Source organism: Arthrobacter sp. ISL-85, from assembly GCF_018613675.1.
Taxonomy (GTDB): domain Bacteria; phylum Actinomycetota; class Actinomycetes; order Actinomycetales; family Micrococcaceae; genus Arthrobacter.
On record NZ_JAGGPQ010000018.1, the window covers coordinates 87,089 to 99,853 of the forward strand.

General features: G+C 60.6%; 17 protein-coding genes and 1 tRNA gene. 12 read left to right on the top strand and 6 right to left on the bottom strand.

Annotated features, from left to right (window positions below; translation table 11 throughout):
* Positions 1 to 184: 184 nt before the first annotated feature.
* Positions 185 to 1,573, bottom strand: coding sequence for an HNH endonuclease signature motif containing protein (locus J7I84_RS14620; protein ID WP_214945275.1), 1,389 nt, complete (start codon positions 1,571 to 1,573; stop codon positions 185 to 187).
* Between the two features lie 110 nt (positions 1,574 to 1,683).
* Between J7I84_RS14620 and J7I84_RS14625 the strand changes: the two genes are divergently transcribed.
* A tRNA-Ser gene (locus J7I84_RS14625) sits at positions 1,684 to 1,773 on the top strand.
* A gap of 61 nt (positions 1,774 to 1,834) precedes the next feature.
* Here J7I84_RS14625 and J7I84_RS14630 read toward each other — a convergent pair.
* Positions 1,835 to 2,968: a site-specific integrase gene (locus J7I84_RS14630; RefSeq protein ID WP_214945276.1), complete on the bottom strand. Its 1,134-nt coding sequence runs from the start codon at positions 2,966 to 2,968 to the stop codon at positions 1,835 to 1,837.
* Positions 2,969 to 2,970: 2 nt separating this feature from the next.
* Positions 2,971 to 3,606: a hypothetical protein gene (locus J7I84_RS14635; protein ID WP_214945277.1), complete on the bottom strand. Its 636-nt coding sequence runs from the start codon at positions 3,604 to 3,606 to the stop codon at positions 2,971 to 2,973.
* A 176-nt stretch (positions 3,607 to 3,782) separates the two neighbouring features.
* On the opposite strand from J7I84_RS14635, the gene J7I84_RS14640 reads away from it, so the two are divergent.
* From J7I84_RS14640 to J7I84_RS14685, 10 genes are all read left to right on the top strand, one after another.
* On the top strand, positions 3,783 to 3,974 hold the full coding sequence (locus J7I84_RS14640) for an AlpA family transcriptional regulator (protein ID WP_251046651.1): 192 nt from the start codon (positions 3,783 to 3,785) through the stop codon (positions 3,972 to 3,974).
* Positions 3,975 to 4,048: 74 nt separating this feature from the next.
* Positions 4,049 to 4,375, top strand: coding sequence for a hypothetical protein (locus tag J7I84_RS14645; protein ID WP_214945278.1), 327 nt, complete (start codon positions 4,049 to 4,051; stop codon positions 4,373 to 4,375).
* Between the two features lie 359 nt (positions 4,376 to 4,734).
* Positions 4,735 to 6,291, top strand: a complete 1,557-nt coding sequence (locus J7I84_RS14650; RefSeq protein WP_214945279.1) for a YfjI family protein — start codon at positions 4,735 to 4,737, stop codon at positions 6,289 to 6,291.
* Positions 6,288 to 6,521 (top strand): hypothetical protein, encoded by a 234-nt coding sequence (locus tag J7I84_RS14655; protein WP_214945280.1) that lies wholly within the window; start codon positions 6,288 to 6,290, stop codon positions 6,519 to 6,521. The genes J7I84_RS14650 and J7I84_RS14655 overlap by 4 nt, the downstream gene beginning before the upstream one ends.
* A complete protein-coding gene (locus J7I84_RS14660) occupies positions 6,518 to 6,697 on the top strand; it encodes a hypothetical protein (protein ID WP_214945281.1) in 180 nt (59 codons plus the stop codon). The genes J7I84_RS14655 and J7I84_RS14660 overlap by 4 nt, the downstream gene beginning before the upstream one ends.
* Positions 6,694 to 6,873, top strand: coding sequence for a hypothetical protein (locus J7I84_RS14665; RefSeq protein ID WP_214945282.1), 180 nt, complete (start codon positions 6,694 to 6,696; stop codon positions 6,871 to 6,873). The genes J7I84_RS14660 and J7I84_RS14665 overlap by 4 nt, the downstream gene beginning before the upstream one ends.
* A complete protein-coding gene (locus J7I84_RS14670; RefSeq protein ID WP_214945283.1) occupies positions 6,866 to 7,063 on the top strand; it encodes a hypothetical protein in 198 nt (65 codons plus the stop codon). The genes J7I84_RS14665 and J7I84_RS14670 overlap by 8 nt, the downstream gene beginning before the upstream one ends.
* The gene (locus tag J7I84_RS14675; protein WP_214945284.1) at positions 7,060 to 7,299 is read left to right on the top strand and encodes a hypothetical protein; all 240 of its coding nucleotides are present in this window, start codon (positions 7,060 to 7,062) and stop codon (positions 7,297 to 7,299) included. The genes J7I84_RS14670 and J7I84_RS14675 overlap by 4 nt, the downstream gene beginning before the upstream one ends.
* A 257-nt stretch (positions 7,300 to 7,556) precedes the next feature.
* Complete coding sequence (locus J7I84_RS14680) at positions 7,557 to 7,715, top strand: helix-turn-helix domain-containing protein (protein ID WP_214945285.1); 159 nt, start codon at positions 7,557 to 7,559, stop codon at positions 7,713 to 7,715.
* Between the two features lie 116 nt (positions 7,716 to 7,831).
* Complete coding sequence (locus tag J7I84_RS14685; protein ID WP_214945286.1) at positions 7,832 to 10,351, top strand: GDSL-type esterase/lipase family protein; 2,520 nt, start codon at positions 7,832 to 7,834, stop codon at positions 10,349 to 10,351.
* A gap of 224 nt (positions 10,352 to 10,575) precedes the next feature.
* Here the strand turns inward: J7I84_RS14685 and J7I84_RS14690 are convergent, their stop codons facing one another.
* The 3 genes from J7I84_RS14690 to J7I84_RS14700 all read right to left on the bottom strand — a co-directional run bounded on the left by J7I84_RS14690 (position 10,576) and on the right by J7I84_RS14700 (position 11,527).
* Positions 10,576 to 10,713, bottom strand: a complete 138-nt coding sequence (locus tag J7I84_RS14690) for a hypothetical protein (protein WP_214945287.1) — start codon at positions 10,711 to 10,713, stop codon at positions 10,576 to 10,578.
* 223 nt (positions 10,714 to 10,936) lie between these two features.
* Positions 10,937 to 11,110, bottom strand: a complete 174-nt coding sequence (locus tag J7I84_RS14695) for a hypothetical protein (RefSeq protein WP_214945288.1) — start codon at positions 11,108 to 11,110, stop codon at positions 10,937 to 10,939.
* A gap of 93 nt (positions 11,111 to 11,203) precedes the next feature.
* Positions 11,204 to 11,527, bottom strand: coding sequence for a hypothetical protein (locus J7I84_RS14700; RefSeq protein ID WP_214945289.1), 324 nt, complete (start codon positions 11,525 to 11,527; stop codon positions 11,204 to 11,206).
* A 219-nt stretch (positions 11,528 to 11,746) separates the two neighbouring features.
* On the opposite strand from J7I84_RS14700, the gene J7I84_RS14705 reads away from it, so the two are divergent.
* Positions 11,747 to 12,370, top strand: a complete 624-nt coding sequence (locus J7I84_RS14705; RefSeq protein ID WP_214945290.1) for a hypothetical protein — start codon at positions 11,747 to 11,749, stop codon at positions 12,368 to 12,370.
* Positions 12,371 to 12,765: the final 395 nt, after the last annotated feature.

A 12,765-nucleotide genomic window follows, 5' to 3' on the forward strand; every position in this document is an offset into this window, starting at 1 on the left:
TCGTCCGTGGCCGGAGGCCGCGGGGCGCAGCCTGCGTGGCGCAACCCGCGTGGCGCATCCTCCGTGACGCATCAAGAGACAAGATGCAGGAGGAGTTCCTCCTCGAGGAGACTTCGCTTCTTGGTGAGGCTCGGTTCCTCAGGCAGACTCCGTCCACCGGGCAGGCTTGGTTCTTCAGGGAGACTCAGTTTTCGGGCAGGAATCCGGAGGGCCATTGGGGCGGTTCCCAGTCCTGGTGTTCGCTCGCGTAGTGCCGGCCTGATGGGGAGATCCAGCCCGGTGGTTCGTTCTTCGCGGCCGGGGTGGGTTTCCAGCCGGTGGTGTGTCTGAGTTTGTGGTGTTTCGGGCAGGGCTGTCCCAGGTTCGAGATGCCTGTTGTGCCACCCTTGGCCCAGGCGAGGATGTGGTCGGCGTCGTTGTCCAGCGAGTTGTTGCTGCAACCCGGAAACGGACACTTTCCATCCCGCATCCGCAGCCAGGCCCGCATCGGCCCGGTCACCCGGTAACTCGCCCGGCCGATCTCCAACGGCGCCCCGTCCCGCGGATCCACCAACACCCGGTAAAACGATCCTGCACCGCCCGCCACCAGGTCCCTGGCCATCGAGGCCGGGATGGGGCCGTACCCATCCAGCATCGCCGGCTCATCTGTCAGGCTAAGCAGGGAGAACACCGGGACCGTGACCAGAACCTGAGCCCGGATCGGCGACGATCGGAAACCTGTTCCTTCCACGGTCCCGGCTGCGGTGTCGCCGGCGTCCGTGGCACCGCTGCCAAGAACCGCGTCGGCGAAGATGTCGGCCCGCAACTGCGGCATGCCGCGGCACTCCTCCGGTCCCTGCATGGCACGCGAAATAGCCGTGAGCCGGTTCCACCCGGCAAGGGCCTGGGCAGCGGGCAGGTACGCCGACAGCCACGCCATCCCGTCCTGGTCCAGCCGGTACTCCACCCGCCGGTCAGCGACCCCCTTCGCGTGCCGGGCTTCAATGCTCTCGGCGTGGTGGCGCTCCCGCCAGGTCCGGGCCTTGGCCTTGAACCGGTGCGCCGGCATCTGCCCCACCGGGCACCCCCGGGCCGGATCCGGTGCGTCCGGGTCCAGGAAATGGGCCTCCAACGCCGCCGCCCCCGCCGCGTCAAGGCTCGCTGTTTCATCGGCCATCACCACCGCAAGGCTCCAGGACAGAACCCCGGCCTGCAACGCCGCCAGGGTCCGCGGCAACGTCCGTGTGACTGCGTACGAGGTGGCCAGGAACGACGACGCTGCCCGCGGCCCCAAAGCCAGGACGCACCCGATCTCCGCAGCGACCGCCATCTCCTGCGCCCGCACCGGCACATCCGGCCCGGCAACAGCATCAGCACTGTCCGCGTACCCCACCGCAGCCTTCGCTTTCAGAGCCGCGAACCCGGCTTCCACCTCCCGGACACCGGCGAGAATCTCCAGGCAACCATCCACCAAACCAGCCAACGGATCAGCCCCCGAAAACGGCACCGACCCAGAACCGTCCACCTCAGCATTCAACACCGCAAGGGCAGCACGGATGTCCCCGAACGCCTTCACCACCGCTGCCTTCCCCATAGACCCATCATGACAAGGGGGTCCGACAATCAAGACCGACTGCTGCAGCACAGGCTTGGTCTACCCACGTTTTGGGGATGCAGGCCTTGCTCCGGTACCCTATTGAGGTTGGTGACGTGTCCGAGCGGCCGAAGGTGCAACACTCGAAATGTTGTTTGGTGTAAAAGCCAACGTGGGTTCAAATCCCACCGTCACCGCCACGTAGAAAGGCCCCGGTTCCCTTGCGATTCAAGGGAACCGGGGCCTTTTGCTTTTACCGAATCAGGGCCTTGCCCACACTTTGCCCACATCTGTCTGTGAAACAGCGTGATCTAGAGCGTCCGAAACGGCGTCCAAGTCCCCGTCGAACAGGTCCGCGTAAGTGTCCAGCGTCATAGCTGCCGAGCTATGTCCCAGCATTTTTTGCACCACCTTGACGTTAGCGCCGGCCGATACGGCAAAGCTCGCAGCAGAGTGCCGCAGGTCATGCGGGGTAATACGCGGCACGCCAGCCCTCTTGATGGCATAGGCAAACCAGCTCATGTTGTCCTCGTGCACGCGGGCCCCGCGCAGGTAGTGCCCATTTTCATCCGGGAACACCAGGTCGTCCCGGCCCTTGCCCTCGCACTGCCGCGCCAGATGCTCCCCCAGGAACTTAGGGAATGGCACAGTGCGCTTCTTGTGGTTCTTGGGAGTACCTACCTCGATCACGGAACCGACCTGAACAGCGTTCTCTTCGATCATCAGTCGGCGCCGCAACATGTCTAGGTGCTTTACCCGCAGCGCCGTCGCCTCTCCCCACCGGACGCCGCAGTAGGCCAGCACCAGGACCAGCGCCGGGTACTTGCTTGCGGCAGCCAGGGCGTGCACCTGCTCATGACTCAGATACACATGGGGCTTCTTCACCTTGCGAGGCAGGGAGACACCGCGGGCGGGGTTACTGAGAGCCCGGCGGTCACTCACGGCATCATCAAGAATTGCAGCCAGGATCCCATATGACCGGATAACCAGCGTTGCTCCCTTCGGCTTGCGATGCGGCACAACAGAAGCATCCCCCACCGACATATCGGATACCCACTGCTGGACGGCAGTCTTGCGGACATCGGCTACAGCGACGCCACCCCAACGAGGCATCACGTGTAGCCTCCAGGCTGATTCCAGCGGACGGAACGCTGAAGGCTTGAGGTGCGTCTGGCGGGTCAACCACTCAGCCCCAAGGGGCCCAATGAGCGCCCGCGCTGCCGTAGCGTCAATGAACTCCCCGCGGGCCTTAGAAACCTCTACAGAGGCCAGGAACAGTTCCGCGTCTCTCTTGGTTCGGAACCCTCGCTTATCCGTCTGCGTCCGGTCCGGCTTTCGATAACGTACACGGTAACGCTTGCCGGCAGCCGTCGTGTAGGCCTCGATTGTCGCCATTGTCAGTCCTGTCCGGGATGTTGCACGCGTATCCCGTCCGCTTCATCTAGGAGCTGGAACTGCTGCACATTTGGCTCCTGGATCATGCCCAGGTCTCGCGCCTTCTTGATCCACTTCGACGCGGTCGTTCGCGGCAATGGATCGAGATTTTCACCCGCAAAGGTCTGTTGAACATAAAGCGCTGGCGCTAGGCCAAGGAGACGACCAAGCGAATAGATGTCTGCCACATATTCCAATGTGTCCCGCTCCGGGCCGCGCAGCCTCAGCTTTTCCAAGTCTTCATCTGGCAACTGAATCGGGCTTTCCGCCAAGACCTTCGTCCCATCATGATTTTCCCAAGAGTGGAAACCACGCCAGTATTCGAGATGCTGCACTATGGCAGAGCGCCAGAGGTTTTGGACATTCACGGCGCGTAGATCAGTTGACGTTACTTCTTGCCCGGTTCGGGAAGACACCGTTATGGCTGTCGGCCGAAGAACGTTTTCCACCAGCTCGACACGAAAAGAAACGTCTTGAGTCTCGGCTGGAACGTGGGCGACCGTCAACGTCCCAGGCAGTTCGATGAATACGGGGTCCAGGACGTGGCGGACCGCTCCGGGGTCTGGGGTGTATGAGGATTTCACCGTCGTTTTGGGCATGACCCAGTATCCCAAACTGGTTCACCCATGACAAGTGAGAATCATCGGGGAGCACTCTTGACAAGGCTAACTCCCCACCTCTAATATCAAAGTGGGGACAAAGAGGCTCAGTTGTCAAAACTGAACCAGATGATAAATCAACGTACTTATCCCTCGATCACACCAGGGAGAAATCAATGACTTCTGAACTCATGAAGCCAGCCGAACTAAGCATCCGGATCGAGACCTCTACTGCCGTTTTGGCGAACTGGCGATACCTCGGCATCGGCCCGAAGTTCATCAAACTCGGTCGATCGATCCGCTACAGGGTGACTGACGTAGAGGCATGGCTGGATGCACAAACTCGACAGCAGACTGGCGCTGCGTAATCAAGCGCAAATCAAAAACCCCGATTCAACCCCGGGACCCATATACAAAAACGGATCGAACCCTGCAATTGCCCTTGCAGAACCCGATCCGTCTGTACACATCAACCAAAAAGTTAGGTCTCAAACCAATGGTTTCTTCAACTTTAACGCGTGGAACTTCAATTGTCACGGCAGCGGAACTCGAACAGTTCAGGGCTGCTACGACCGGCGAGCAGTACGCCAGAACGGTCCTCCAGCTTGCACGCGCTGAGCGGCTACGCCCTAAAGTCCTCGCCGATGCCGCCTACACCGCCTGGCTAAAGAGTGAGAATCCGAAGCGGGTCCTTTCGGCCTCCGAATGGACTGAGCTGTTCCGTCTTAGTTACCTGCACGGACATGACCTGTACGAGGTTCAGGAGTAACAGACTGCCGGCTTGGTTTGAGCACCCAGGCCGGCTAAAACTCCCCCACTCCCACAAATTTTCGAGGACACAAAGCTTATGCTCACGAACCCGGTTCTCCGGATTGACCTAGCCGACTACACCGCTAAACCCAGCTCCAGCGCTTGGGGCTATGACTGCTTTGAGTTGGAGCGGCAAATGCTGCACCTCATGCCACAGGTTCCCGCGGGCACCAATGTCCGCCTAATAGTTCACAACTACAAGCCCACAAGTGACAGCGCTTCTTGGTGTCGCCCTGACCTCATCGTTCAGGTAGAAGCCTCCGACCCGTCTGTCATAGCTGCGTGGATGGTTGTCCTTAGCCCGGAAGGAGCCGCCGCGTGAAAGAGCCAACGCCAGAACTCGCAGACGCTATTTCCAGCGCTGAATACGAAGCCGCTATGACGGAACCAACGGCACTGCATACCGAACCCAAGGTTCCACCATTTCCTACGGGAGCACTCCCCTCGTGGTGGAAGGACTTTGTCGAAGCCACAGCAGAAGCGACGCAGACGCCGCTTGACCTTGCAGCATCAGTGACACTCGGGGTCATGGCTACCGCCTTGTCTGGTAGGAACCGGATCCAGGCAGCACCAGGTTGGGAAGAGCCCCTGAACCTTTACCTTGCCTGTGCCCTACCTCCCGGCAACCGAAAATCGGCAGTCTTCAATCTCGCTACTGCTCCCCTACGGGACGTGGAGGCTGACTTGATTGAGGACGCTAAGCCGGAAGTCAGGCGACAGGCGACGCTCAAGAAGTTGCGGGAAGACGCCGCCGAGACGGTGCGTAAGCAGGTGATGACCGGTAAGAAGTCCGAGGATGAGTATCTGTCTGCCGTTCAGGCTGCGGAGGAAATCCCGGTGCTGACTTTACCCCGGCTCCTTGCTGACGACGCAACGCCGGAAGCGCTGACATCACTTGCCGCAGACAACGGCGGGAAGATATCGGTTGCCTCGGCAGAGGGTGGCATTTTCGACATCTTCGCCGGACGCTACAGCGGCGGGATGCCGAACATGGACATCCTTTTGAAGGGGCATGCCGGGGACGCCATGACAGTGGATCGCAAGGGCAGGCCTTCTGAACGGATCGCTTCAGTTTGCCTGAATATGAACCTCACGGTTCAGCCGGCAGTACTGAGGCAGATCGGATCTGGTTCCCCGGAGAAATCCAAGGGTGAACTAGAGCGGTTCCTGTTCACGGTTCCGAAGTCGATTGTCGGGTACAGGTCCGTGGAAGCCAAGCCGGTGCCCGCAGGGGTAAAGGCCGCTTACTACCACCACGTGTCTTCACTGGCCCGGACTGCCGCGGCTCCTGACGGGCCTGCAATCATCCAGATGGGTTCGGACGCTGCAAAGCTGTTCACTGACTGGCAGAAGGCCATAGAGGCTGATCTGCGGCCTGGTGGGCTGCTTGGGGATCCTCGCGTTATCGGCTGGGGCTCGAAGCTCGCAGGTACAACTGCGAGGTTCGCAGGAATACTCCACCTGGCGTCCGGGAAAACGACGGATGAATTGGTTTCTGCGGATACTGCGGATTGTGCGGCGGCTATCGCAGAACACTTTGCACAGCATGCCCTAGCTGCTTTTCACCTTATGAGTATCTCTGATCCTCATAAGAAAGCTAAGGATTTGAGAATGATAATCATTAACAACAAGCTCTTTAGCTTTACTGAGCGGGACCTGCTTACCAAGGCTAGCCGTTCAGTGTTCCCGGATTCCACGGCCATAAAAGAAGCGCTTGCCATTCTTCTGGAAAATGACTGGGTGTTCAGGGTCCAGATGCCGGAACCCAGAGGGCCTGGGCGCAAGCCATCGCAGATGTATGTACCTCACCGGAGCATGTTTGAAAGTGGCCTGCACGTCGCGGAATCCGCAGAATACGCAGAATCAGCCGCATGAGCCAGGAGCAGCAGACAACTGCGCGGACTGACGCCGAACTGGCCGAGTACTGGAAGCACCAGACCATCCATTACCGGAACCTTGCCAACACCTACTTGCAGCAGCTCCTGGCGCTGAAAAACAAGCCGGAACGGCACTACGGAAAGACCACCCTGCATCGCGACCCGACGGGGACAGCAGCCGTGAATGCCGTTGAAAAAGAACGCAGAAATTCGAAAGGCCAACCATGACATACGACTACACCCCCAGGGTCCTACAGCAGTGGGACTGGCCCGCCCAAGCCGAGGCCTACCGCCAGAAGTTCGAACATGAACAGCGCAGGGCTGTCTTTTGGCAGGCTCGGGCACTGACCGCGGAAGCTCGATTGGCGAATGCCGCTACTCCCGCAAAGGAGCCGGCCCTGTGACTGCGTTTTTCGAGGATCCTCGCGTTACTGAAGCGCTGAGGCAGGACGTGCTGGAACACCTCAAAGCGACCCAGCCGCCGGAGGGATCCACCCCGGATGAAGAGACGGGCTGGTGGATCGCTGTAGCAGCCGGCGCCCTCACCGAACTAGCGAAAGCAAGGGGTGAGCATGGCTGATTACTTCCCGTATGGGTCTGCGGAGTATTGGAAGAAGATGGCGGAGACACGTCAGGAAATCATCCACCGAGCACACCATAAGCTGCGGTTGCTTCAGGCGGAGTATGACGCGGTTGAGGCTGAGCTTCGGCTGTACTTGGCCCGTAAACAGCCGGTCTACACGACGGAATCGCGGGAGGGTGCCGCGTGAAGATCCCTAAGAGACCCTACGTAGGCCCGGCACGCTTCTATCAGGAGAACCTGCGGAAGTCGGCCAGCACGTACGCAAACCCGGCGTACATCGACAGCCCTGGAGGGAAGCAGCCCGCGGTTGCTCTGTTCCGGGATCACAACCTCATGGGGATCCTGACGATAGATGACGCGAGGCGGCTTAGTAACTTCATCCTGGACAGCATCAACGCTCACGAGGCAGGTGATCACGCCTGATGGCGGAACGAACCCCTGCGCATTACGTTCACGGCCTCGGCCTTGCGGGGCCCGTGGTGATTGTTCCTGGGCGTATCGCTGCCTGGTTGGAGCGCCACGCGGACCTCAATAGCGTCCGGGTGAACGCTCGTGGGATGGACCCGGAAGCAGATGCGGTGCTGCTCGCCATCCGATGGGCAGCTCTGGCTTGGCGTGATGTCGCGACAGGTAGCCAGGAGCCAGCGGAGCCGGAAGTGACGGGATCCTCTAGGCAGTGGATGACCACGACCCAGGCAGGAAACCGGCTTGGCATCACGGATAGGGCTGTGCGCCTCGCGATCCAGGAAGGCCGGCTACCCGCGACGAACGTGGATGGTCGGTGGCGGATCACTAACGAGGACATCGCCCACTTCACCGCGGCGAAGAAAGCCGCCTAGGACCATGGGCCCGCGCATCAATCAGTGTGCGGGCCCTTCCCATAACTGAATAGCAAGACCCGTTTAGCCCGCCCAAAGTGGCGGGCTTTCTTATGCCCAAAAACAGGAGAACCATCTTGGTTGATTACACCTATTCCAGAGTCGCAGCTCTGAACTTCAACACCACCCCGGCGACGGTTGCTAAGTCCGCTACCGGCAAGGTTTACGCCATCGGTGACACCACGTTCACCACGCCCCTTAACATCACGCTGGTTGTCGGGGGCCTGACTACTACTTCGCTGAGCGCCGACGCGAATGGCTTTTTCCCGGACTTCACGGTCGCTAACAGGACTTCGGTTGTGTGGAAGCAGGGCAGCAGCTCGTTCACGTCTGTGTTGACGACCACGGATCCTGTGCCCGGCCCGAAGGGTGACCCGGGTAACAGTGGTGCGAAGGGCGATAAGGGCGACCGTGGCGACCTCGCAACCTGGCAGCCCAACACGTTCTACCCGCTGAATCAGGTCATCTCCAACCAGTCCGGCGACCTCGTAAAAGTCACAACCGCTCACACGTCCGGCGCGTCCTACGACTCGTCAAAGTTCGACTACGTCGTGCCCCCATCACTCACCCCAGCGGCACTATCTGCCACTTATGCCCCAGCGTCGCTGACGCCGGTTATCGAGTCGCTAGTGGCCCGCGTGAAGTCCACGGTTCCCGCGAAGTCGCGCCCGCGCATGATCCTCATGGGCGACTCGATCACCGACCAGACATCGCTTCTCGGCGGCGAGGTCGACCCCGGCGGCAGTACCGCAACGGTTCGGCGCTTCGACATGATCGGCTACTACACCTGGGCGCAGATGACCCTGAACCAGGCCGTCGTCTGCCAGCGTGAAGCCGGTATCACCGGGCAGAGCACAACCTCCATGCTGGCCCGCTTCGCCACCGACGTGGAGAACGTTCCCGCCGAGTTCCTCATCCTGTTCGGCGGCATCAACGACATCGGATCCGACCTAACAACCCCGGAGTCGATCTTTGGCAACCTCCGGACCATGTGCGAACGCGCCATAGCCTCCGGCAAGCGCGTCATTCTCTGCACCCTGCTCCGTAACGAGTGGGACGGCACCAACGGCAAGGAAGACAAGCGCCCCAAGCTCCTCGCCATCAATGAGTACATCCGCGCTTACTGCAAGCAGCAGGTAGACGTTTACCTGTGCGACTGGCGGGCTGCGGTCATTGATACAGCAACCGGTGACTGGAAGCCGGGCATGTACTTCGACACCACCCACCCGAACCCGGTGGGCGCCTCGTATCTTGGTGCGGAACTGGCGAAGGTCATCAAGCCTCTCATCGTGGCTGCCGACACCGACGCGATCAGCTCCAACACGGATGCCCGGAACATCACGCTCAATCCGCTTATGTCCGGTACCGCTGGCGTGCGCGGCGCAGGCTCAGGCACCATCGCGGACAGCTGGAACGGCACCCAGGGGCAGACCGGCGGCGGGACATCGTTTACGGGCACCATGGTTTGGTCCAAGGTGGCCCGCACGGTCGGCGGGGCATGGCAGCAGGTACAGCTCACCAGCGCCGGCGGCGCATGGATGTACCAGCGCATTCAAGCTTCGGCCCTCGGCGCGGCAGGCTCCGGCCTTGTCGAGCAGACCGGCGCGGGCGTCTGGCAGTTCAAACCGGGCACGACCATCCGGGCCGACATCGAGTGGGAACGCGATGCCGACTGGTCCGGAGTGACCCTGCTGAAGGGTGGACTCCACTACGAAGGCAACGGCAATACCGGCTACGCAGAAGACAACGCCAACGCCAACATCACACCCACGCCCACCGAAGCGCTGTTCCCGATGTCCGGGATGCTCCGCACCCCGACGATGACCATCCCCAGTACAGGAGTGACGGCGATCCTCGTTGATGTCCGGTTCAGCGCCAACGCTGGGACTCTGCGCGTCGGACGCATGGGCTCCGTGGTTGTCGGAACGGTTCCCACCAAGACCTCCTACACGCTGGGGGTTGAGGACTACACCAGCCGGTACCTCGCCGCTTCAATTCGCTCCAACGACACTGTGACCGTCTGGAAGGATATTGGCGCCACAGCGAACGACCTGACCCGCGACGCAGCCTCTGCCAGCACCGCGACCATTCAAGCGCTCACCGAATCGAACAACCGTTTCGTGCGGCTCCGTTCAACCAGCGGCGATGTCAGCATGAGCGACGCCGGCACGCACACCACTATGGTCACGCTCGCCGCGATGGTACGCCTGGACGCACTCACGTCCACGGACCTCATGACCTTCGCCAAGTTCAACGGGGCAAGCGCCGTCAGGCTGCACGCAACAGGCTCGCGGATGTACAGCCTCGGCGGCGCTGGCGGCTTCATCTCCGGTGGCGGGATGCCGGGTTGGGCATTCATCTGCATGGACGTCACAGCGCCATCGTGGCGGATCGACGGCAGCCCCTACACCACGGTCTCCGGCACATGGGACCGTCTGAGCAACCTGAACAAGCTGCTCTTCCAGGCGCTCTACACCGAGAATGCGGTGACGGCTGAGCGGAGCGTGGACATCCGCGAGGCGGTCATTTACGACAGGGCACTGACCACCACGGAGAAGACGACCATCCGGACCAGCATGCTCGCCCGCTACGTGTAGGGGTAAGAAACATACCGGTTATGCACCAGCGCTCAATGGGCGCGTTCCTCATAAGTTACTTGCGAGTACAATAGATGGTGCGACTTCGCACGCCCCCGGGATGTGTAGAGAAGCTGGAGACCCCGAGACGCCCCCGTGTCTCGGGGTCTTCTTCTACGCCCATGGCCTGCCCGCCGCTAGCATGGGGCAGGTGGCAGGGGTTCCTTTGGGGGGCTCCTGCCGCTTTAGTTTGTCCGCTCCGGGTCAGCGTCACCCTGCGCAGCGACAGGCTTCGTCGCGGCATGCTCGTCGTGGACCTTCTTCGGGATCTTTCCCTCAACATCAGCAGGAACGGGCGGGTCCTTCTCGTCATCGCTCGACATGGGCCCAGCATAACCGCACCGAGGATCTGGTTATCCACCACTCCGAACGCTGGCTGCATCCGCGCAGGCCGGACCTGCATTTATGCAAGTTGCCGAAGGAAGTTCCCGTCAGTAACCTTCTTCGAGGCGACTACTTAACCATCCCCCGGTGAACGTAGAAGCCAGAAGACCCCGAGCCACCCCCCCCAAGGACTCGGGGTCTTCTGCTGCCCCCAGGGATCGGCTAGTTCCAGACGGCTACCACTGTGAAATGTGAATCAGCAGCGACGTGCTGTCCGCCATGCTTGTCATTTAAGACGCAAAAGCAACCGCTGTTCGGGTCTTGTTCTTTGCAGTCAGGTCCAACAACGCTCAGATCACCCGGGCTGAACGAGCCCCCCACTTTGTATTCAGTCATGACCTCATCATATGGCTCACATGATTACCAATAAGGCGACAGACGCGAAAGGCACCCAACCCTTACGGAAGTTGGGTGCCTTTACCTGTCCTGTTAGGAATTCAGGGCCATCTGAAGGGATGCTCCAGCGATCACGAATCCTCCCACGACGATGCACGACCAGGAGAGCGGTACAACACGTTCTGTTGCGAGTTTGGACGCGTGGAGGCAGCCGAAGAGACCACCCAAGGCGACAATCAGGGCGCCAAAGAAATTTCCCCATGCCGGAGTCCACACATCATTAGGGGCTAGGGCGACCAGCCCCATCGCCAAACCAATGAGCGTAATTCCACCCGCAAGAAGGATTTTCTTTTTGACAGTTTCTTTGGGCCCACTACCATTTGCCGCCGCTTCGCCCGGCAATGCGTCAGGTGCCACCATACTGCTCGGCGCTGTGTCACCCGGAACCGTGTCAACGCCAGTGCTCTGTTTGTCCGTAGTTTCCTGCATCGAAAAAATACCCCCCTTTGAAAGCGTTTAGAAGCACAGCTTCTCTTGCAAATAACACTACTGCCGTCACCGGAAGCGATAATGCACCCGCGCCGGAAGCCGCGGGACTATCAACACATAGACCTTCCCCGACAAAGGAGAACCACCGTGGCACGATACAACGCCGCCAACACGGACCTCGCGAACCAGGCAGCGACCCTCCGCCAGCGCCTCCGCGAAACCACTGAAGCCGTCCGCAATGACCGCAAGCTCACCCCCGAAGGCAAACTATCCAAGATCGCCCGCAGCTTTCTAGACACCAAGAAGACCATCAACGACCTCAAAGCCGCTGAACTCCAAGCGCGCACCACACGCACCTACGACCTCCGCCGGCAACTCTTCGGCAACACAGCCACAGACCCGCAGCACGCCATCTCCTACCGAGACGCACACGAACGAGTCTCCAGCCTCGGCGTACGCGACGAAAGCAAAGCACTAGCACTCCTTGACCGGGCTGAACTCTCAGGCGACCAGATCCTCGTCAAAGCCCTCATCAGCCGCGCAGTCGAAGCAGGCTGGGTCAACGTCGCAAACACCTACATCGAAGCTCACCCCTACGAAGGGCAGAAGCTCGAAGAACTCTGGGAGATGCAGCCACCCACAGACGACCACATCAGCGGCCTCAAAGAGATCATCGTGGAAGCCGGCGCCTTCGCCATCGACACACCCGCAGAACTCGCCAGGTTCAACTACGACAGCCAGATCGAACAGATCGCAGACGCAGACGTATAACCCTGTTCTGCCCCACAGACCGGCGCGCCGTGTCCACCCAAGGTTTAGGCGAAGGTGGACACGGCGTTGCCATGCCCCCAGGGGGGCCCACCAAGGCCCACCCCAGCCCAGACCGCCGGTGAGGACTCTCGCTAGTTTGCAAACCGCTCGACCTCAACGGGGCGGATGAAAGGAGGCCCACTTGGGCACACAAAGGAATTACACGAAGCCGAACTCACGGGCTTACAGGGGCGTCTCCGCGACGCCGTCCATGGTGGAGCTGCCCGCAGACGGTTGCACCCTCCCTATTCCTGACATCCCTGCTTCGAGGGATTGGACGGACTTGGAGAGGGCCCGTTGGGAAGAGCTGTGGCGTTCTCCGCAGGCAACGCAGTGGGACTGTGAGCGGCAACTTT

Excerpts from the sequence above, each read along its gene's own strand:
- J7I84_RS14640 (WP_251046651.1), top strand. The coding sequence starts at position 3,783 with ATGACTTCTGAACTCATGAAGCCAGCCGAACTAAGCATCCGGATCGAG.
- J7I84_RS14680 (WP_214945285.1), top strand. The coding sequence starts at position 7,557 with ATGACCACGACCCAGGCAGGAAACCGGCTTGGCATCACGGATAGGGCT.
- J7I84_RS14695 (WP_214945288.1), bottom strand. The coding sequence starts at position 11,110 with ATGACTGAATACAAAGTGGGGGGCTCGTTCAGCCCGGGTGATCTGAGC.
- J7I84_RS14655 (WP_214945280.1), top strand. The coding sequence starts at position 6,288 with ATGAGCCAGGAGCAGCAGACAACTGCGCGGACTGACGCCGAACTGGCC.
- J7I84_RS14635 (WP_214945277.1), bottom strand. The coding sequence starts at position 3,606 with ATGCCCAAAACGACGGTGAAATCCTCATACACCCCAGACCCCGGAGCG.
- J7I84_RS14690 (WP_214945287.1), bottom strand. The coding sequence starts at position 10,713 with ATGTCGAGCGATGACGAGAAGGACCCGCCCGTTCCTGCTGATGTTGAG.
- J7I84_RS14620 (WP_214945275.1), bottom strand. The coding sequence starts at position 1,573 with ATGGGGAAGGCAGCGGTGGTGAAGGCGTTCGGGGACATCCGTGCTGCC.
- J7I84_RS14630 (WP_214945276.1), bottom strand. The coding sequence starts at position 2,968 with ATGGCGACAATCGAGGCCTACACGACGGCTGCCGGCAAGCGTTACCGT.
- J7I84_RS14670 (WP_214945283.1), top strand. The coding sequence starts at position 6,866 with ATGGCTGATTACTTCCCGTATGGGTCTGCGGAGTATTGGAAGAAGATG.
- J7I84_RS14660 (WP_214945281.1), top strand. The coding sequence starts at position 6,518 with ATGACATACGACTACACCCCCAGGGTCCTACAGCAGTGGGACTGGCCC.